At 72.5% G+C, this 19,733-nt stretch carries 18 protein-coding genes; 7 read left to right on the forward strand and 11 right to left on the reverse strand.

What is annotated here, in order from left to right; genetic code table 11:
* The first annotated feature begins 501 nt into the window (after window positions 1–501).
* From CXR04_RS28120 to CXR04_RS28135, 4 genes are all read left to right on the forward strand, one after another.
* Entirely contained in the window at window positions 502–1,386 is an 885-nt protein-coding gene (locus CXR04_RS28120) for a TraR/DksA family transcriptional regulator (protein WP_101425031.1), read from the forward strand.
* 114 nt (window positions 1,387–1,500) lie between these two features.
* The gene (gene lspA / locus CXR04_RS28125) at window positions 1,501–2,169 is read left to right on the forward strand and encodes a signal peptidase II (protein ID WP_101425032.1); all 669 of its coding nucleotides are present in this window, start codon (window positions 1,501–1,503) and stop codon (window positions 2,167–2,169) included.
* Between the two features lie 35 nt (window positions 2,170–2,204).
* Window positions 2,205–3,146, forward strand: a complete 942-nt coding sequence (locus tag CXR04_RS28130; protein WP_101425033.1) for an RluA family pseudouridine synthase — start codon at window positions 2,205–2,207, stop codon at window positions 3,144–3,146.
* Between the two features lie 22 nt (window positions 3,147–3,168).
* Window positions 3,169–4,767, forward strand: coding sequence for a Na+/H+ antiporter (locus tag CXR04_RS28135; RefSeq protein WP_101425034.1), 1,599 nt, complete (start codon window positions 3,169–3,171; stop codon window positions 4,765–4,767).
* On the opposite strand, the gene CXR04_RS28140 is transcribed toward CXR04_RS28135, so the two are convergent.
* Complete coding sequence (locus tag CXR04_RS28140; RefSeq protein ID WP_101425035.1) at window positions 4,726–5,805, reverse strand: mechanosensitive ion channel family protein; 1,080 nt, start codon at window positions 5,803–5,805, stop codon at window positions 4,726–4,728. The two genes, CXR04_RS28135 and CXR04_RS28140, sit on opposite strands and share 42 nt — an antisense overlap.
* A gap of 53 nt (window positions 5,806–5,858) precedes the next feature.
* Here CXR04_RS28140 and CXR04_RS28145 point away from each other — a divergent pair, with 53 nt between their 5' ends.
* Window positions 5,859–6,452 (forward strand): dienelactone hydrolase family protein, encoded by a 594-nt coding sequence (locus CXR04_RS28145; protein WP_101425036.1) that lies wholly within the window; start codon window positions 5,859–5,861, stop codon window positions 6,450–6,452.
* A 9-nt stretch (window positions 6,453–6,461) separates the two neighbouring features.
* Here CXR04_RS28145 and CXR04_RS28150 read toward each other — a convergent pair whose 3' ends face one another.
* Window positions 6,462–7,253: a thioredoxin domain-containing protein gene (locus CXR04_RS28150; RefSeq protein ID WP_101425037.1), complete on the reverse strand. Its 792-nt coding sequence runs from the start codon at window positions 7,251–7,253 to the stop codon at window positions 6,462–6,464.
* Window positions 7,254–7,315: 62 nt separating this feature from the next.
* On the reverse strand, window positions 7,316–7,957 hold the full coding sequence (locus CXR04_RS28155; protein WP_101425038.1) for a hypothetical protein: 642 nt from the start codon (window positions 7,955–7,957) through the stop codon (window positions 7,316–7,318).
* A 185-nt stretch (window positions 7,958–8,142) separates the two neighbouring features.
* Here CXR04_RS28155 and dnaE point away from each other — a divergent pair, with 185 nt between their 5' ends.
* Entirely contained in the window at window positions 8,143–11,685 is a 3,543-nt protein-coding gene (gene dnaE, locus CXR04_RS28160; protein WP_101425039.1) for a DNA polymerase III subunit alpha, read from the forward strand.
* A gap of 96 nt (window positions 11,686–11,781) precedes the next feature.
* On the opposite strand, the gene CXR04_RS28165 is transcribed toward dnaE, so the two are convergent.
* Both CXR04_RS28165 and CXR04_RS28170 read right to left on the reverse strand, forming a co-directional pair.
* The gene (locus CXR04_RS28165; protein ID WP_101425040.1) at window positions 11,782–11,967 is read right to left on the reverse strand and encodes a hypothetical protein; all 186 of its coding nucleotides are present in this window, start codon (window positions 11,965–11,967) and stop codon (window positions 11,782–11,784) included.
* A 5-nt stretch (window positions 11,968–11,972) separates the two neighbouring features.
* On the reverse strand, window positions 11,973–12,161 hold the full coding sequence (locus CXR04_RS28170) for a hypothetical protein (protein WP_101425041.1): 189 nt from the start codon (window positions 12,159–12,161) through the stop codon (window positions 11,973–11,975).
* 236 nt (window positions 12,162–12,397) lie between these two features.
* Here CXR04_RS28170 and CXR04_RS28175 point away from each other — a divergent pair, with 236 nt between their 5' ends.
* The gene (locus CXR04_RS28175; protein ID WP_101425042.1) at window positions 12,398–13,666 is read left to right on the forward strand and encodes an NYN domain-containing protein; all 1,269 of its coding nucleotides are present in this window, start codon (window positions 12,398–12,400) and stop codon (window positions 13,664–13,666) included.
* Window positions 13,667–13,735: 69 nt separating this feature from the next.
* Here the strand turns inward: CXR04_RS28175 and CXR04_RS28180 are convergent, their stop codons facing one another.
* From CXR04_RS28180 to CXR04_RS28205, 6 genes are all read right to left on the reverse strand, one after another.
* Window positions 13,736–14,428: a hypothetical protein gene (locus CXR04_RS28180; RefSeq protein ID WP_101426649.1), complete on the reverse strand. Its 693-nt coding sequence runs from the start codon at window positions 14,426–14,428 to the stop codon at window positions 13,736–13,738.
* 77 nt (window positions 14,429–14,505) lie between these two features.
* A complete protein-coding gene (locus CXR04_RS28185; RefSeq protein WP_442802412.1) occupies window positions 14,506–15,345 on the reverse strand; it encodes an ABC transporter permease in 840 nt (279 codons plus the stop codon).
* 113 nt (window positions 15,346–15,458) lie between these two features.
* Window positions 15,459–16,457: an ABC transporter ATP-binding protein gene (locus CXR04_RS28190; RefSeq protein ID WP_101425044.1), complete on the reverse strand. Its 999-nt coding sequence runs from the start codon at window positions 16,455–16,457 to the stop codon at window positions 15,459–15,461.
* Window positions 16,458–16,789: 332 nt separating this feature from the next.
* Window positions 16,790–17,287 (reverse strand): Cys-tRNA(Pro) deacylase, encoded by a 498-nt coding sequence (gene ybaK, locus CXR04_RS28195; RefSeq protein ID WP_101425045.1) that lies wholly within the window; start codon window positions 17,285–17,287, stop codon window positions 16,790–16,792.
* Between the two features lie 17 nt (window positions 17,288–17,304).
* On the reverse strand, window positions 17,305–18,042 hold the full coding sequence (locus tag CXR04_RS28200; protein ID WP_101425046.1) for an LON peptidase substrate-binding domain-containing protein: 738 nt from the start codon (window positions 18,040–18,042) through the stop codon (window positions 17,305–17,307).
* A gap of 30 nt (window positions 18,043–18,072) precedes the next feature.
* Window positions 18,073–19,674 carry an oxidoreductase gene (locus CXR04_RS28205; RefSeq protein WP_101425047.1) on the reverse strand — a complete coding sequence of 534 codons (1,602 nt, stop codon included), beginning with the start codon at window positions 19,672–19,674 and terminating at the stop codon, window positions 18,073–18,075.
* Window positions 19,675–19,733: the final 59 nt, after the last annotated feature.

Below are 19,733 nucleotides of genomic sequence, written 5' to 3' on the forward strand. Positions count from 1 at the left end.
GCGTGCTTACGGCCGAACCGGAGGGACGAGAGCCGGGGCTCCCGCGGTACCACCCTCCTTGGCGGCGGAGCGCGCGCGGCGCGCCCACCGCCCCCTCATTGGGGCAGCGGCTGCCGGTTCTACTCGCCCGGGGGCTTTCCTCCGGCGGCTCCGGGGTGATCTTCGCTCCGTGCACGCCGCCCGGGCTCGCACCGTCCCCGGGTCGCTCCTCGGCTGCGTACGGAGCTACTCGTCCCCATCCACGCCTGTCGCTGCCGACAGTGTACGGCCCCGGGGTACGCGCCGCCGACCGGGTTTCCGCGGCGGGGACGCTGGGCCGTTCGGCCCAGTGCCGGCAAACCGCACGTGCGAGCGGAAGCCCGGGATTACCCGGCGCGGGGCTGGGCACAACGTTTTGAGACCGGTCAGCCATGGCGTGCCCTGTTGCCGCGGACCCAGTGTCGATTTATCGTTCCGGCACCGTTCGCGAACAAGATCACAATATGTGAAGGGGTCCCGGCCATGGTTGCGAAGAAGACCGCGCCGGCGGCGAAGAAGTCCACAGCGAAGAAGACCACGGCGAAGCAGGCGGCAAAGAAGGCGCCGGCGCAGCAGGCCGCCGCGGGCCGGGCCACGGCCCCGGGGAAGCGGGCGGCGAAGAAGCAGGCCGCGAAGAAGGTCACGAAGAAAGTCACGAAGAAGACAGCGGGGAAGAAGACGGCGGCGACCGCGGAGGCGGCCGGCGCGGCCGCCCCCGCGCAGGAGTCGCCGCCCGCGAAGAAGGCCGCGGCCAGGAAGGCGCCGGCCGCAGGGACCGAGCCCGCGAGGAGAACCGCGGCACGGGCCGCCGCCCCGGCGCGTAAGCCGGCGAAGAAGGCGGCGGCCAAGAAGACGTCCGCCAGGACGTCTCCGGGGAAGAAGACGGGAGCCAAGACGGTGGTCGCAAAGAAGACGCAGGTGGTGGAGGCCCCGGTCGCCGAGGCGGCGGGCGGGACGGCAGCCCCGGCCGAGCCGGGGGAGCTGGCCGTGCGTCCGGGGGAGGACCCCTGGACTCCCGAGGAGATCGAGGAGGCCCGCCAGGGCCTGCTGGACGAGGTCGCGAGCCTGCGCTCGGAGATCCGCGCCTCCGAGGAGGCCGTCAGCGGGCTGATGCGCGACTCCGGCGGCGGCGCCGGGGACGACCAGGCCGACACGGGGACGAAGAACATCTCGCGCGAGCACGAGATGGCGCTCGCCGCCGGCGCCAGGGAGCGGCTGGTGCAGACCGAGCGCGCCCTCGTCCGGCTGGAGGACGGCACGTACGGACGCTGCGAGTCCTGCGGCAAGCCGATCGGCAAGGCGCGGATGCAGGCGTTCCCGCGGGCCACCCTGTGCGTGGAGTGCAAGCAGCGGCAGGAGCGCCGCTGAGGGATCGCCGGAGGCGCTGACGGGGCCGGTCGGCGGTGGTTACGGGCTGTGGTGCGACGGCTCGTACGAGGGTGTCGTACGCTCGACCCAGTCAGCGCACCGGAGGGCACACACGTGACAGAGGCGGAGCGGATCAGCGGGGACGCCACGGAGCCCCGCGGGGAGGACGAGGCAGCCCCCGCGGCGGACGGGAAGGCCGTGGCCGACGCCGACACCGCCGACCCGGCCGGCAGGGCTTCCGCGGGCGACAAGGCCGCGGAGGCCGGGGACGGCGCGTCGGAGGAGGCGGCCCGCGGGCCCCGCCGCATCGGCGTGCTGCTCGGCGTCGCCGCCCTCGTCTACGCCCTCGACCTCGTCACGAAGCTGATCGTGGTGGCCCAACTGGAGCCGGACAACCGCTCCGTCGAGGTCGTCGGCGACCTGCTGCGCTTCCAGGTCGTCCGCAACGCCGGCGCGGCGTTCGGCATCGGCGAGTCGATGACCGTGATCTTCACGCTGATCGCGGTCATCGTCATCGGCGTCATCGCCCGGCTGGCGCGCAAGCTCTACAGCCTGCCCTGGGCCATCGCGCTCGGCCTGCTGCTCGGCGGCCCGCTCGGCAACCTCACCGACCGGCTCTTCCGCTCCCCGGGCTTCTTCGAGGGCCACGTGGTGGACTTCATCGCCCCCGAGCACTTCGCGGTCTTCAACCTCGCCGACTCCGCGATCGTCTGCGGCGGCATCCTCATCGTGATCCTGTCCTTCCGCGGCCTCGACCCCGACGGCACGATCCACCGCGGCTGACCGGGACGCCCGTACGCGCCTGCGATACTTCCCGGGTGAGTACCATGCCCGAGATCCGCACCCTGCCCGTACCCGACGGCCTCGAAGGCGAGCGGCTCGATGCCGCGCTCGCCCGGATGTTCGGGTTCTCCAGGACCAAGGCCGCCGAGCTGGCCGGCGCCGGCAAGGTCCTCGTCGACGGCCGGGAGGCCGGGAAGTCGGACCGGGTGACGGCGGGCGCCTGGCTGGAGGTCGAGATGCCGGCGCCGCCGGCGCCGGTGCGGGTCGTCGCCGAGCCGGTGCCCGGGATGGCCGTCGTCTACGACGACGACCACGTGGTCGTCGTGGACAAGCCCGTCGGCGTCGCCGCCCACCCCAGCCCCGGCTGGAGCGGCCCCACCGTCGTCGGCGGCCTTGCCGCCGCGGGGTACGCCATCTCCACCTCCGGCGCCGCCGAGCGGCAGGGCGTGGTGCACCGGCTGGACGTCGGCACCTCGGGGCTGATGGCGGTGGCCAAGTCGGAGCGGGCGTACACGCTGCTGAAGCAGCAGTTCCGGGAGCGTACGGTCGACAAGCGCTACCACGCGCTGGTCCAGGGCCACCCCGACCCGCTCAGCGGCACCATCGACGCCCCCGTGGGCCGCCACCCCGTGCACGACTACAAGTGGGCCGTCGTCGCCGACGGCAAGCCCAGCGTCACGCACTACGACCTGGTGGAGGCGTTCCGAGCCGCCAGCCTGCTCGACATCAAGCTGGAGACGGGCCGCACCCACCAGATCCGCGTGCACATGTCCGCCCACCGGCACCCGTGCGTCGGCGACCTGACCTACGGCGCCGATCCCGTGCTCGCCAAGCGGTTCGGGCTGGACCGGCAGTGGCTGCACGCCGTACGGCTCGGCTTCGAACACCCCGAGGACGGCCGGTGGGTGGAGTTCGAGTCGGACTACCCCGAGGATCTGCGGCAGGCCCTGGACACCGTACGCGCGGACAGCGCCTGACGACCCCGGCGGCGCGACGCCCATGGACCAGCTCACGCTGCTGCTGACCCTGGTACTCGGCGCCCTGGTCACCATCCCCGTCGCCCAGTGGCTCGGGCTGCCGGCGCCGGTGCTGATGACGCTGCTCGGCGGGGTGCTGGCGCTGCTGCCCTTCGTGCCGAACGTCGAGATCCCGCCCCAGTTCATCCTGCCCCTGGTGCTGCCCCCGCTGCTCTACGCGGCCGTGCAGCGCACCTCCTGGCGGCAGTTCGCGCACAACGTACGGCCCATCCTGCTGCTCGCCGTCGCGCTGGTCTTCGTCACCACCGCCGCCGTCGCGGCCACCGTGCACGCCGTCCTCCCGGGGCTGCCGCTGGCCGCCGCGGTGGTGCTGGGCGCGCTGGTGGCGCCGCCCGACCCGATCGCCGCCACGTCCATCGCCGGGTCGCTGGGGCTGCCGCGGCGGCTGGTGTCGATCCTGGAGGGCGAGGGGCTGTTCAACGACGTCACGGCGATCGTGCTGTACCACGTGGCGATCGCCGCGACCGTCTCCGGCAGCTTCTCGGTGGCCGGCGCCGCGGGGCTGCTGGCGCTGTCCACCGTCGTCGCGCTCGCCGTGGGCTTCGGCCTCGGCTGGGCGGCGGAGCGGCTGATGCGGCTGCTCGACGACCCCACCCTGAAGATCGGCTGCACGCTGCTGGTGCCGTTCGCCGCGTACGTGCTGGCGGACGAGCTCAGGGGCTCGGGGGTGCTGGCGGTGCTCGTCACCGCGCTGTACCTGTCGGAGTACGCCACGGACCCCGACGACGTCCTCGGCCGGCTCGCGGAGCGCAGCTTCTGGGACGTCGTGGACACCCTCGTCACCGGCATCGCCTTCGGCCTGATCGGGCTCGAACTGCACACCGTCGTCGCCTCCGGCGACTTCAACGGCGCGCTGATGGGCGCGGCCGCCGCCGTCGTCGGCGTGGTCGTGGCCGTACGGCTGCTGTGGCTGCTGCCCGCCGCCGCGCTGGCGCAGCGGCTGCACCAGCGCGGCGGGCACCCGGACGAGGACGAGGAGATCCCCACGACCTGGCGGGAGACCGTCGTCATGTGGTGGTCGGGAATGCGGGGCGTGGCCTCGGTGGCGCTGGTGCTCGCCATCCCGGTCACCGTGGAGGGCGGCGGCCCGTTCCCGCACCGCAGCGACCTGCTGTTCATCGCCTTCGCCGTGGTCCTCGCCACCCTGGTCTGCCAGGGTCTGACGCTGCCCTGGCTGGTCCGGCGGCTCGACGTGGCCGCCGACACCGAGGCCGAGCGGCAGTTGGAGCGCCAACTGGCGCTGCGCGCCGCGAAGGCGGCGCGGGCGCGGCTGGCGGAGATCGAGCAGGTGCAGGAGCTGCCGGAGGAGATGGCGGAGCAGTTGCAGCGGGCCGCGTACGGCATCGCCACCCGGCTCTACCCGGACCTCGTGGACGAGGACCGCCGCGAGGCGCACGCCCAGCGTCTGGAGCGGCTGCGCACCGGCCGGAAGATCACCGGGGAGCTGCTGTCCGCGGCCCGGCACGAGCTGCTCGCCGCCCGCAGCGAGGGCTACGACCCCGAGATCGTCGACCGCGTCCTACGGCACCTCGACGTCCGGACGCTCCGCGGCGCCGTCTAGCGGGGCCTGTGCCGTCATCACCTTCGGCAGCGCGTACGGGTGCTTCTCCCGCAGCCAGGTGATCAGTTCCTCGCGCACCATGCACCGCAGGTCCCACAGCGCGTCCGCGTCCCGCGCGGTGGCCAGCGCCCGTACCTGCATCGTGGTCGGCGTGGTGTCCGTGACCACCAGGCTCCAGCCGCGGCCGTCCCAGTGCGCGCAGCCCAGCAGCACCTCGTGCAGCCGCTCGCGCAGCGCGCGTACGGGCGTGGTGTGGTCCAGGTGGAAGAAGACCGTGCCGGTCAGCTCGGGGCCGCCGCGCGACCAGTTCTCGAAGGGCTGGCTGGTGAAGTACGAGACGGGGATGGTGATGCGGCGCTCGTCCCAGGTCTTCACCGTCAGGAACGTCAGCGTGATCTCCTCGACCGTCCCCCACTCGCCCTCCACGACGACCGTGTCGCCGATGCGCACCAGGTCGCCGAAGGCAATCTGCAGCCCCGCGAAGAGGTTGCCCAGCGTCGACTGTGCGGCGATGCCCGCGATGATGCCGATGACGCCGGCGGAGGCGAGCATCGAGGTGCCCACCGCCCGCATCTGGGGGAACGTCAGCAGCATGGAGGCCACCGCGACGGTGCAGATGACGAACACCACCACGCGCTGGATCAGCGTGAGTTGCGTGCGCACCCGCCTGCGGCGGGCGGAGTCGCGGGCCTTGGCCTTGTAGCGGTGGTACGTCAGCTCCACGGCGACCGCGAGCACCTTCGTCAGCAGCCACGCCAGGGACGCGATCAGGAGCAGCGTCAGCACGCGGGTGACGATCGCCCGGCTGTCGTCGCTGTGCGCCAGGTCCGCGCGCTTGTACGTGCCCAGCAGGATCGACGTCAGCAGGGCGGACAGCAGCGGCGCCCGGCAGCTACGCAGCAGGCCCCATATCGGGGTCTCGGGGTGCCGGGCGTCGGCACGGCGCAGCAGCAGGTCGACCACGACCCCGGCGATCGCGGTGACCGCCACGGCGCCGCCGATGACCAGGACGGGCCGGAGCACATCCTCGGTGGACACGTGAGCCTCCTTCGTACGCGGACCTTCCCGACCGTATCTGCCACGATGGGCGCATGACGATTCTGCTCTTCCACTCCATGTACGGAGTGCGTCCGGCCGTGCACGAGACCGCGGAGCGCTGGCGCGCCGCCGGGCACGAGGTGATCGTGCCCGACCTCTACGAGGGGCGTACGCCGGCGACGGAGGAGGAGGGGCTGGAGGTCAGGGACGAGATCGGCACGGACGAGCTGCTGGCGCGGGCCGTGAAGGCCGCGGCGCCGCACTCGGCGGGCGGGGTGCTGTACGCGGGCTTCTCGCTCGGCGGCGCGCTGGCGCAGAACCTGGCGCTCGCCGACCGGCACGCGCGCGGGCTGCTGCTGATGCACGGGACGTCCGACATCGCGGACGGGGCCACGGCGGCCTCCGGCGAGCTGCCGGTGCAACTGCACGTGGCCGACCCCGACCCGTACGAGACGCACGACTGGCTGACGGCCTGGTATCTGCGGATGGGCCGGGCCGGCGCCGACGTGGAGGTCTTCCGGTACCCGGGTGCGGGGCACCTGTTCACCGACCCGGGCCTGGCGGACTACGACGCGGAGGCGGCGCAGTCCGCCTGGCCGGTGGCGGACGCGTTCGTGGCGGAGCTGGACGTACGCTCCGCCACGTGACGCGGGGTCCTACGCGCCGAGCTTGTCCAGTTCGGCCGGGAGCGCGTTGCTCTCGACCTTCTTGCCGTCGATCTTGATGGTCGGCGTGCCCTCGATGCCGGCGTCGTTGAAGCTGTCGATCATCTCCAGGGCCCACTTGTCGAACGTGCCCTTTTCGACGTTCTTCTGGAACTGCTTGTTGCCCTTGAGCTCGTCGACGTTCTTGGCGACGTCCAGCAGGTACTCGTTGTCGGCGAACTTGTCCTCGCTCTCCGCCGGGTGGTGGTCCGCGGAGTAGAGCAGGCCGTGGTACTCCTTGAACGCCTCGGTGCTGACGTCCAGCGCGGCGCCCAGGGCGCTGGCGGCGTTCTTGGAGCCGTTGCCGCCGAAGTTGCCGTCGATGATCGCGCCGAGGTGGACGCGGAGCTGGTACTTGTCGCCCTCGGCGCCCTTCTTGATCCGCTCGCCCAACTGCTGCTCGAACTGCGCGCACGCGGGGCAGCGCAGGTCCTCGTAGACGTCGACGGTCTTCTCGGCGTCCTTGCCGCCGAGCACGACGGCGGTGCCCTTGTCGCCCTCGGCGTTCGCCGGCTGGACGAGCTTGGCGTTCTTCGCCGCGCCCCAGTCCTTGTCGCTGCCGTCGTCGCCGCCGAGCGTGGTCACCGCGAAGGCGACGCCGCCGACGACGGCCAGCAGACCGACGACGGCACCGCCGACGAAGAGCTGCCGGCGCACCTTCTCCTTCTTGGCCTGCTTCTCGCGCTCGATGCGCAGCCGCTCGCGCGCGGCCCGCTTGGCTTCCTGGCTGTTTCGCTTGCTCATGGTGGGAGGTCCCTAGGTGGTCGGTGTGGCTGTGTCCGTGCTTCTTCGGCCCGGCTGCCCGATCAGGCAGCGGCCGGGCACGGCGGGCCACGCCGCAGGACCGAGTGGAGCAGGTGCGGCTGCGGGCGGACGGCGCGGGTACGGTCCGACCTGCAGCCGGGGCGGCCGGTGCTCCGCACCGGGGCGACGGTGACGATCGCGACGGCCAGCAGCAGCGGCCGGAAGGCGACGGCCGCGGCGGCGCGCAGCAGCCCGGCGAGGGCCGCCTCGCCGCGGCGCAGCCAGGCGGCGGCGACCAGGCCGACGCCGACGTGGGCGGCGAGCAGCAGCCAGGGGCTGGCGGCGGTGCCGGCCAGGGCCTCGCCGCGGGCGGTCATCCGGGCCAGCGGGGTGCCGAACTCGCCGGAGCAGAGGAGGTCGAGCCCCAGGGAGCGCATGGAGCCCGCGACGGGGCCGCCGGACTGGCCGTAGCAGGTGTGCTGGCCGGTGGTGAAGACGGTGTCCGCCGCCAGCTCCAGCGGCACGAGCAGGGCCGCGATGCTCCAGTAGCCGCGCTCGCGGCGGCCGGCGAGCAGAAAGGCGACGACGAAGACGCCGGCGGAGAGCGCGGCCAGCATGCCGAGGGGCAGAGGGTTGGCGGACAGCAGCACGTGGGCGCCCGCGGACAGGCTGATGCACAGCGCGGTGAAGACCGCCGCGCGCATCACCCTGATCGTTACGGCTGCGTGTTCCATCGTGCGTGATTCTGCCACGGCGGACCGTAAACCGGTGCTAAAGGGGAGGCCCGGCTTCAGTACGGCCGGGGGACCGCGGTGTCAGTGCCGCGTCCTAGACTTCCCAGCGTCCTGCCCGAGCCCTCGCGCCCACCGTCTGCTGGAGGTCCTCCGTCGTGGCCAAGCCGCCTTTTACGCATCTGCATGTGCACACGCAGTATTCGCTGCTGGATGGGGCGGCGCGGTTGAAGGATATGTTCGCGGCGTGCCGTGAGATGGGGATGTCGCATATCGCGATGACGGATCATGGGAATCTTCATGGTGCGTATGACTTTTTTGCGCAGGCGTCGGCGGCTGGGGTGACGCCGATCATCGGTATCGAGGCGTATGTGGCGCCGGAGTCGCGGCGGAACAAGCGGAAGGTGCAGTGGGGGCAGCCGCATCAGAAGCGTGATGACGTGTCGGGTTCCGGTGGGTATACGCACAAGACGATCTGGGCGTCTTCCCGTACGGGTTTGCATAATTTGTTCCGGTTGTCGTCTGATGCGTACAAGGAGGGGTGGCTGCAGAAGTGGCCGCGGATGGACAAGGAGGTGATCGCCGAGCATGCGGAGGGGTTGATCGCTTCTACGGGGTGTCCTTCGGGTGAGGTGCAGACGCGGTTGCGGCTGGGGCAGTTCGACGAGGCGCTGGCGGCGGCGGCGTGGTATCAGGAGGTGTTCGGGAAGCAGCGGTATTTCCTGGAGCTGATGGATCACGGGATCGAGATCGAGCGGCGGGTGCGGGACGGGCTGCTGGAGATCGGGCGGAAGCTGGGGATTCCCCCGCTGGTGACGAATGACTCGCATTACACGTATGCGCAGGAGGCGGGGGCGCATGATGCGTTGTTGTGTATTCAGACGGGGAAGAATCTTTCTGATCCGGACCGGTTCAGGTTCGACGGGACGGGTTATTACCTGAAGTCGACCGAGGAGATGTATGCGGTCGATTCCTCGGATGCCTGGCAGGAGGGGTGTGCGAACACGCTGCTGGTGGCGGAGCAGATCGATACCGCGGGGTGGTTCGAGAAGCGCGACCTGATGCCCCGGTTCGAGGTGCCCGACGGCTACAGCGAGGTCACCTGGTTCCAGGAGGAGGTCCGCCGCGGCATGGCCCGCCGCTACCCGGGCGGCGTCCCGGAGGACCGCCAGCGGCAGTCTGAGTACGAGATGGACGTCATCATCCAGATGGGGTTCCCGGGGTACTTCCTGGTGGTCGCGGACTTCATCATGTGGGCGAAGAACGCGGGGATCGCGGTCGGTCCCGGCCGTGGCTCGGCGGCGGGTTCGATCGTGTCGTACGCGATGGGGATCACGGACCTGGATCCGATCGAGCACGGGCTGATCTTCGAGCGGTTCCTGAATCCGGAGCGGGTGTCGATGCCGGATGTGGACATCGACTTCGACGAGCGCAGGCGGGCGGAGGTGATCCGCTACGTCACGGAGAAGTACGGTGCCGACAAGGTCGCGATGATCGGCACGTACGGGACGATCAAGGCGAAGAACGCGATCAAGGACTCCGCGCGGGTGCTCGGGTATCCGTATGCGATGGGCGACCGCATCACCAAGGCCATGCCCGCCGACGTGCTCGGCAAGGGCATCCCGCTCTCCGGCATCACCGACCCCGACCACCCCCGGTACTCGGAGGCGGGCGAGGTCCGCGGGCTGTACGAGAACGAGCCGGACGTGAAGAAGGTCATCGACACCGCGCGGGGCGTCGAGGGCCTGGTGCGGCAGATGGGCGTGCACGCGGCCGGCGTGATCATGTCCAGCGAGCCGATCGTCGACCACGTCCCGGTCTGGGTGCGGCACAGCGACCAGGTGACGATCACGCAGTGGGACTACCCGACATGCGAATCGCTCGGCCTGCTGAAGATGGACTTCCTCGGCCTGCGGAACCTCACCATCATGGACGACGCCGTCAAGATGGTGAAGCAGAACAAGGGCCGGGACATCGAGCTGCTGTCGCTGCCGCTCGACGACCCCACGACCTTCGAACTGCTGGGCCGCGGGGACACCCTCGGCGTCTTCCAGTTCGACGGCGGGCCCATGCGCTCCCTGCTGCGCATGATGAAGCCCGACAACTTCGAGGACATCTCCGCGGTCTCGGCGCTGTACCGGCCGGGTCCCATGGGCATGAACTCGCACATCAACTACGCGCTGCGCAAGAACGGCCAGCAGGAGATCACCCCGATCCACCCGGAGCTCGAGGAACCGCTGAAGGAGGTCCTCGACATCACCTACGGCCTGATCGTGTATCAGGAGCAGGTGCAGAAGGCCGCGCAGGTGCTCGCCGGCTATTCGCTGGGCCAGGCGGACCTGCTGCGCCGGGCGATGGGCAAGAAGAAGAAGGAAGTACTCGACGCCGAGTTCGTCAACTTCCAGAAGGGCGCCCGCGAGAAGGGCTACAGCGACCAGGCCATCCAGGCCGTCTGGGACGTCCTGGTCCCCTTCGCGGGGTACGCGTTCAACAAGGCGCACTCCTCCGCGTACGGCCTCGTCTCCTATTGGACGGCGTATCTCAAGGCGAACTATCCCGCCGAGTACATGGCCGCGCTGCTGACGTCCGTGCGCGACGACAAGGACAAGTCGGCGGTCTATCTGAACGAGTGCCGGAAGATGGGCATCAAGGTGCTACCGCCGGATGTCAACGAGTCCGACGCCAACTTCACTCCCCGCGGTGATGACACGATCGTGTTCGGTCTGACGGCCGTGCGCAACGTCGGGCAGAACGTGGTGGAGTCGATCGTTCGCAACCGCAAGGCCAAGGGTCGCTACGCGTCGTTCCCCGACTTCCTCGACAAGGTCGACGCCGTCGTCTGCAACAAGCGCACCGTCGAGTCGCTGATCAAGGCGGGTGCGTTCGACGCCCTCGGGCACACCCGCAAGGGCCTCACCGCGCAGTACGAGCCGATGATCGACAACGTGGTGTCGGTCAAGCGGAAGGAGGCGGAGGGGCAGTTCGACCTCTTCGGCGGCATGGGGGAGGAGGCCGCGGCGGACGAGCCGGGCTTCGGGCTCGACGTGCAGTTCACCGACGAGGAGTGGGAGAAGTCCTATCTCCTCGCCCAGGAGCGGGAGATGCTCGGCCTCTACGTCTCCGACCACCCCCTCTTCGGCATCGAGCACGTGCTGGGAGACAAGGCGGACGCCTCCATCGCGGCGCTCAACGGGGGTGACCACGCCGACGGGGCCATCGTCACCATCGGCGGCATCATCTCCGGACTGCAGCGCAAGATGACCAAGCAGGGCAACGCCTGGGCCATCGCCACCGTCGAGGACCTCGGCGGCTCCATCGACTGCATGTTCTTTCCGGCCACCTACCAGTTGGTCTCCACCCAACTCGTCGAGGACGCCATCGTGTTCGTCAAGGGACGGCTCGACAAGCGCGAGGACGTGCCGCGGCTGGTCGCCATGGAACTCGCCGTCCCCGACCTGTCGGAGGTGTCCGCGAACGCGCCGGTGACGATCACGATCCCCACGGTCAAGGTCACCCCGCCGCTGGTGGAGAAGCTGGGCGAGGTGCTGTCGCAGCACCGCGGCGGCACGGAGGTACGGGTGAAGCTCCAGGGCTCCCGCACCACCACCGTGCTCCGCCTCGACCGGCACCGGGTGACGTCGGACCCGGCGCTCTTCGGCGACCTGAAGGCACTCCTCGGCCCCTCCTGTCTGGCAGGCTGACGGGCGCCGGCCGCCGGGCCGGGGACGGCCCGGCCCGGCGGCCACGCGCCGGCATGCACGGGCGCGCCCGCGAGGAGCGCGCCCGCCGGGCCGCACTCAGTTGTGACCGAAGCGCTTTTCCTTGTGCTTCTGGGTCTTGTGGCTCCCGGAGCCGGGGTTCACCGCCTCGCTGACCTGGTCGGGCGGGGGCCTGCCCGCCGAGGGGGAGTCGCTCTCCATGCCGCGCTCCTCCGGCGGGGCGGCGGCGCGGTCGTTCTGGCGGTTTCTGTTCTTACGGCTCATGGGGCTCACCGCTCCCCGGCCCGGGGACGCCGGCCGGCGTCGCCCGCGGGCGCCTCGGCCCGGGCGTCCGGCGGCGGGGGCTCGTCGAAGGACTGCCGCCGGCCGCGGTCGGGTATGCCCGCCGGCGAGCCGGCGTACTTGTCCCGGTGGGAATGCTGTTGCTGTTTTTTCTCGCGGTTCTTGCGCTTACCCATCACTGATCCTTTACAGGCGCGGACCCCCGCGGAGATCACCTTCGCACGGCCTGAGATGCCTCGCATGTCGGATAATTACCGTGCGTAGTACGCGCTGTTCATGGCCGGGCATCGGTGTCCGCCACGCCGATGATCGATGCCCTGCTGTTAACCACCCCTCAGTGGGGCAGACTCGAAGGCAACCCGACGTGAACTCCGCGGCATGGGCCCGGAACCGGCTGAGAAGAGGGTGAATCGTGGACCGCTGCGTCGTCCTGGTGGACGCCGGCTACCTGCTGGGCGCCGCCGCGAGCCTGCTCGCCGGGGAACCCGCCCGCTCCCGGATCACCGTCGACCACCCCGCGCTCATCCAGGGCCTGCGGGACCAGGCCGAAGCGGACACCGGCCAGCGGCTGCTGCGGATCTACTGGTTCGACGGCGCCCCCGACCGCGTACCGCAGCCGGAACACCGGCGGCTGCGCGTGATGTCCCGCGTCACCGTCCGCCTCGGCGCGCTCACCCGCAGCGACGGCCGCTGGGCGCAGAAGGGCGTCGACGCCGCGATGCACGCGGAGCTGACCGAGCTGGCCCGCAACCGCGCCTGCGCCGATGTCGTGCTCGTCACCGGCGACGGCGACCTGCTGCCCGGGATGATGTCCGCGAAGGAGCACGGCGTCGCCGTGCACCTGTGGGCGGTCCAGGCCGCCGACGGGGACTACAACCAGTCCGAGGACCTGGTCGCCGAGGCCGACGAGCGGCGCGTGCTCGACCGGGCCTGGATCACCCGCGCCATGCAGGCCAAGGACCTCACCGGCATCTGCGCCCCCAGCCCCGTGCCGCGGCCCGAGATCGCCGCGATCCTCTCCGCCCCGCCCTCGGAGAACTCCGTCGCGGGCAAGCAGACGGCCGTCGCCAACGGCACCGCGCAGGCCACCGCCCCGGTCACCGAGCGCCGCCACGACGACGCGGGTACGGCCCCCGACGCCGTACCCGATGACGAGGACGACCCCGGCGGCAAGGGCGGCGTGCCCACCCCGAAGGACCTCGCGAGCCTGGGCCGCCCCGCCGTGCCCGAGGGCCGCCACGGGCACCCCGTGGGCAACGCCACCCTGCGCTGGTCGTCCGACCGCGGCTGGGTGGAGCGGCCGGGGGCGGAGCCCCCGGACGTCGCCGGGCTGCCCACGCTCGCCCAGCTCACCACCGCGGAGCAGCGCTGGGCGGACCGCGAGGAGGACATCACCGTCATCGGCGGCGACCCGTTCGAGGTGGGGCAGGTCTTCGCCAGGCGCTGGATGGAGCGGCTGGCGGACCAGGCGAAGCTGCGGCTGCTGGCCGGGCAGTACCCGCGTATCCCGCACCGCATCGACGGCGAGCTGCTGCGCTACGCCGCCCGCTTCGGGCTGCTGGCGCACAAGGACGACCAGATCGACGAGCGCGACCGGTACGCGATCCGGGCCGGGTTCTGGCGCGAGGTGGACGTCAGCTCCGCCGCCGAGCACGCGCAGGCCGCGGAGCCGGAGGCGTAGGGCCCGGCGGCGTCGTGCGCCGCCCGCGAGTCCGCCGTACGAACCCGGCCCCGCCCGCCCGGGCCCGCCTCAGGACGTCGGGGAGCCCCAGCCCTGCCAGCCGCCCGTCGGCGGCGGGGGCGCCTGCGGCTCCGGGTCGCGCGGCCCGAACAGCCCGGTCAGCACCAGGTGCACGGCCATGGCCGCCCCCGGCCAGGCCAGCAGCGCACCCTTGGCCTTCAGCTCCAGCGGCGCTTCCAAGTGGCTGCCGTCGCTCATCTCGCTGGCGCGCTGCGCCACGTTCCCCGGCGGGCCCAGCCAGATGCCGAACCGCCAGGCGACCACGGCACCGATCAGCGAGCCCAGCGCCAGCCCCAGCACCAGCGGCAGCCCGCCGCGGCGCCGCCACAGGAACACCGCCAGCGCCGTCACCGCGCCGAAGGCCAGCCCCAGCAGCGCGAACGTGCCGTCGATGGAGATGGCGTCCTCGCTCTCGCTCTCCTTCAGCCAGGCATCGCCCCCGCGCACCACCAGCGGCACCCGGGGCGCGAACTGCTCCCAGAGGAAGCCCAGCAGCAGGCCCAGGGCCGCCACGCCCACCATGAGCAGGAACGCCTGCCACAGCTCCCCGGCGAGATCGGTGTCGTCCTCGCCCCCGGCGTTCCGGCCGCCCTTCCCGCCCGTCGGTTTGCCGCCGCCGCCGGAGGCGGGCGGGTACTGCCACGGGTTGTGGCCCGGCTGCTCGTGCGGGGGTTGCCCATGCGGTGTCAGGGGAGCTGTCACCCCGTCATCGTGCCAGGGCCGGGGCCGCCCGCCGTAGCCAGGACGGCCGTTCGGAATGTCGCCGTGACCGCCGGCGCTCACGAGCGCAGCGCCGCCCGGCGGTACGCCCACGTCGCCGCCGCCAGCGCGGGCACCCCGACACCGGCGCAAACCCCCAGGTCGGCGAGGACCGCGGCCCAGTCGGGGCTGGGCGTGAAGGTCTCCATCAGCGCCTCCACGCCGTACGTGGACGGCAGCAGGTCGCGCGCGAAGGCCACCGCCCCCGGCATCCGCTCCGCGGGCAGCACCCCGAGCAGCAGCGCCGCCGACATGCCGAGCTGGCCGCAGAGCGTCGCCAGCTCGGGCCGCGGCGCCAGCAGCCCGAGCACCGCCCCGAGCCCGGCCAGCGCGGCGCCGGACAGCGGTACGACGGCCACGAGGATCCACAGGTGCGTCAGCGGCAGCTCGAAGAGGAGGCTGCCGGTCACGGCCGTGACGACGGTACCGGGGACGGTGAACGAGGCGTACGCGCCGGCCGCGCCGAGCACCACCGCGGCGGGCGGCACCGGGAGCGTCGCGTAGTGGTCGAGGCCGCCGGTGGCGCGCAACTGGCCGAAGTACTGGGCGAGCAGGTTCAGCGCCACGAACGCCACGATCAGCACCGTCGACCCGGCGACCACGGCGTGGGCCTCGGAGCTGCGCGCTTCGGCGTCGACCACGCCGCGCATCAGGACCATGATCCCGATGGACTGGAAGGTGGCGACGAAGAGCAGCGGGAGCCGGGCGACTTTGGCGCGGGAGAGCTGGGCGCGGTAGACGGCGGCGAGGGCGGGGAGGAGCGGCACGCGGGGCGCGAGCGGGACGGACGCGGCGGGCCGGGCGGAGCCCTGGCCGGTGCTCCCGGCGGCTCCGGTGTCCTCGGCGGCTCCGTCCGGCATGGCGGTCACCCCTGCGGTCCCGTTCGCGGGGGCGGGCCCGGGTACCGCCGGTCCCGTAGCCGCGGGCCCCGGGCCGTCGGGCGGGGCCTGCGCGAGGCCGAGGTGTCCGTCCGTCATGCCTTCACCAGTCCCTCGTCCCGCCCGCCGAGGGCCAGGTACACGTCCTCCAGGCTCGGCGTCGTCAGCGTGAAGTCGTCCAGCGCGGCGAACGCGGGACCGCCCGTGACCGCCGCGACCGCGGCGCGCGCCGCGTCCTCCGGCAGCCGCAGCGTCCAGCGGCGGCCCGTGCGGCGGGCGGTGCGGGCCAGCTCCGCGATCTGCGGCAGGTCGAGCGGCGGCTCGTCGCGCCAGACCAGGTCCACCCGGACCTCCCCGCCCACCAGGGCCTTCAGCCCGGCGGGGGAGTCGCAGGCGATGACCCGGCCGCGGTCGAGCACGGCGACCCGGTCGAGCACGGTCTCGGCCTCGATGACGTTGTGCGTGACGAGCAGCACGGTCGCGCCCCGCTCGGCCCGGCGCCGGTCGATCGCCGCCCACACGGCGCGGCGGGCCACCGGGTCCATCGCCGTGGTCGGCTCGTCCAGCACCAGCAGCGGGCGCTCGCCGACCAGCGCCGCCGCCACGCACGCCAGCCGCCGCTCGCCGCCGGAGAGCCGGCGCAGCGGGCGGTCGGCGAGGCGGTCGAGGCCGAGTTCGCCGAGCACCGCGTCGCGTTCCGTGCGGGCCGCGGCCGCGGGCAGGCCGCGCAGCCGGGCGGTGGTCTCGGCGGCCAGCGCCACCGTCAGGTCGTCCAGCGCCGTGGACTCCTGGCCGAGGTACGCCAGCAGCCGCGCGGCCAGCTCCGGGCGGCGTACGAGGTCGTGGCCGAACAGCTCGATGCTGCCGGAGTCGGGCCGCAGCAGGCCGGTGAGCTGGCGTACGAGGGTGGACTTGCCGGCGCCGTTGGGGCCGAGGAGGCCGAAGATCTCACCGGCGTGGATGTCGAGCGCGACGCCGTCGCAGGCCCGTACGGGACCGGCGGGGGACGCGGGCCGCTCGGCGTCCCCGCGGGCCGCCCTGCGCCGCCGGCGCCTCTCGCGGGGCGCGGGATAGGTCTTCACGAGCGCGCGCACGGCACACACCACCGCGCCCGGCGGGGTGGCGGTCCCGGCCGCGGCAGGACCCGCCGCTTCGCTGCGCGTACTCACGAACTACGAGGGTACGCGGTGCCGAACGGCCCGCCCGCCGGGGGGAGGGCTGCGCGGAGCCTGGACGGATTCCGCGCACTCCGGTATGACCTGGACATGTCGAAGAAAACGCGCAAGCGCAAGTGGCGTACCCGCAAGGGCAAGGCCAACCACGGCCGCAGGCCCGCCTGACGAGGGGCGGTCCGCCCAGCGGGGATCCGGTCCGCCCAGCGGAGATCCGGCCCGCGCGGCGGGCATCCGCCCCGCCCGGCGCCGCGTCAGCGGCCGTCGCGCGCGATGGGCGCCACGACCGCGCCCGTCAGCTCCGCCAGCACCGTCGGCGACAACTCCACCTCAAGGCCGCGCCGGCCCGCGGAGACGCAGACCGTCGGCCGCCCCGCGGCCGAGGAGTCCAGCACCGTCGGCAGCCGCTTGCGCTGGCCCAGCGGGGAGATGCCGCCGCGGACGTAGCCCGTGGTGCGCTCGGCGTGCGCCGGGTCCGCCATCACGGCCTTCTTGCCGCCGGCCGCCGCGGCCAGCGCCTTGAGGTCCAGCGCGCCCGAGACCGGCACGATCGCGACGGTCAGCGCGCCGTCGACCTCGGCGACCAGGGTCTTGAAGACCTGGCCCGGATCGACGCCGAGCGCTTCCGCCGCCTCCTCGCCGTACGACGCGGCGGCGGGGTCGTGGGCGTACGCGTGGACGGTGAACTCGGCGCCGGCCTTGGTCAGCGCCACCGTGGCCGGGGTGGACCCGGCCTGCTTCTTCTTGGCCATGGGGAGGGGAACCGGGGTCAGTTGGGGCTCGTCGGCTGCCGCGTCAGGTCGACCGCGGGCAGCGACGGGAGCTTACCCAGCACCGCGCTCTCGCGCCGCAGGATTTTCAGCTCGGCCGACAGCCGCGAGGCGGTGTCCCGGGCCTGGAGGAGCTGCTGCTTCGACGGGGTGTCCAGCACGGCGGCCGCGGCGACGAGATACGACAGCACCGACGGCTCGTCCGGCAGCTCCGTGGCCGCGCCGAGCGAGCGTTCGCGGGCGCCGGCCAGCCTCTTCTGGTACGTCCTGAAGGCCCGTACGACCGCCGCGGACAGCACGCCCGCGCCCTCGCCCGACTGCTCGGGCAGCGCCTCGACCTCACCGGTCAGGTACTCGCCCGAGGCGTCCACCGACAGCAGCCGGAACCTGCGGGTGCCGGTGACCAGCACCTCGTATCCGCCGCTGTCCTTCTCCCGGATCGTCGCCGCGTCCGCGACGCAGCCGACGCCGTAGAACGCCTGCATCGGGTCGGTGCCGAAGCCGGCCGCGGGACCGCGCTCGGGCAGCGCGGTCCGGTCCGGCAGTCCCGGACCCGTGGGCGCGACCTCGCGGCCGTCCCGGATCGCCACCACGCCGAACCGCCGCTCCGCCTCGGGCAGCTTGCGCAGGTCGCGCATCATCGCCCGGTACCGCTCCTCGAACACGTTCAAGGGCATGACGAGGCCCGGGAACAGCACCGCGTTCAGCGGGAAGAGGGGCAGGCGTGCGGTGGTCACAGGCGGATCCTAACGGTCCCGGCCGGTACCTCACTGGCGGCGCAGCGCACGGGAGACGCCGGCCGCCACCGTGGTGGCGAGCACCCAGCCGGCGAGCACGAGCACCGTGGCCGTCCACTGGTAATGCCCCGACTGATGCCAGGCGTTGTCCTGGCCCAGGTCTATGACGGGCAGCAGCAGATCGAGCACGTAGAGCGGCGGGCTCCACTCGGGCCCCTCGCCGGGGCGCAGCGCGCGCGGCTCCTGGTGTGCGAAGTACAGCGAGCCGACCGCCCAGAGGACCGCCATCCACACCACGGCGCGGGTGGGGCGGTAGCCGTACGCGACCGTCCAGTCCTGCAGCAGTCCCCACGCCTTGCCGGTCAGCGGCAGTGTCTCGCGCTGGCGGCGGTGCTTGGCGAGCATGACCTCGCGGGCGTCGTGGTCCTCGCCGCTGTTGCGCAGGACGGCGGCCAGCAGCTCGTACGGCTCGGGGGAGAACTCCGGGGTGGCGGCCTCCACCCACTCCAGCCGGTGCACCAGCGGGAAGGCGCCGACGGGTATGAGGTGCTCGTAGAAGAACCCGGCCATCGCCAGCCGCCCGGGACCCGGCCAGCTCGTGTACTTGTCGCGGAGGTTGACCACCCGGGCGCCGGACAGCACGACCCTGCCGCCCTCCGGCTCGCGGCTCATGAAGCGCAGCTCCGGCGTCTGGATCCGGCGCAGGGACATCTCCTGCTCCGGATCCATCACGAAGCGCGCGCCGTCGAGGTCGATGGAGTCGCCGAAGCGGCCGTCGTCCAGGCGCAGCCCGCCGTGGCACTCGAAGCGCTGCATCCGCGTGCCGCGCGGCGGGGTGTGGCCGCTGATGCCGTACGGGGGCGTGGCCCCGCCCGTCGCGGCCTCGGGGACCGCCGCCGGGGCCATGTGCAGCGAGCGCTCGACGGTGAGCTGCGGCGCGTTGAGCGCGCGCTTGCCGTACGGGTTGCGCAGGACGCTGCCGCTCAGGTTCAGCGAGACGCCGACGGTCGCGCCGCGCATCCGCAGCTCGCCGTGCGCCTGCAGCAGGTCGGCCTGGAGGTCCTGGCCGACGGTGATGCCGTCGGCGGCGACGGCCACGCCGCGCCGGTCACGGCCGACGGTGAGCTGGCTGAGCAGCAGGTCCGTGCCTATGTGGGCGTCCGTGAGGCGGATGCCGCCGTCCACCGTGCAGCGGGGCATGTGCATGTCGCCGCTGGTGGTCAGCCGGGCGGCCTCCAGCCGCGGCACCGAGCACTCCACCAGGCGCAGCGTGGCGAAGGAGCACTCGGGCAGCAGCATCTCGTTCTCGAAGCGGCAGTTGCGCAACTCCACGTACGGCTCGACACGGCCGCCGGAGAGGTCGAGCGTGCCCGTGACGTACGCCCCGGCCAGCTTGAGCGACGACACCCGGCCGGGACGGGCCGGCGGGCCGTGCAGCAGGAGCCGGGCGAGTAAGGAGGCGCGCACGCTGCGCTCCGGCCCCCAGACGTGCAGCCCCGCCGGGTCGTTCTGCCCGGGATCGCGCGAACGCAGATCGTATGTCGCTCCCTCCTGGAAGGCTTCCCACAGCCCCCGCTCCGTCGCCGAAAGGTCCTCGGGCGGCACCGCCCGGTCGTGCTGTGCAGCGGTCAACGACACGCTCCCCTGGTCTGCCCGCGTCCGTCCCGTACGGCTCTGATTCCCCTCGGGGC

The organism is Streptomyces sp. CMB-StM0423, assembly GCF_002847285.1.
In the GTDB taxonomy this organism is placed as follows: domain Bacteria; phylum Actinomycetota; class Actinomycetes; order Streptomycetales; family Streptomycetaceae; genus Streptomyces.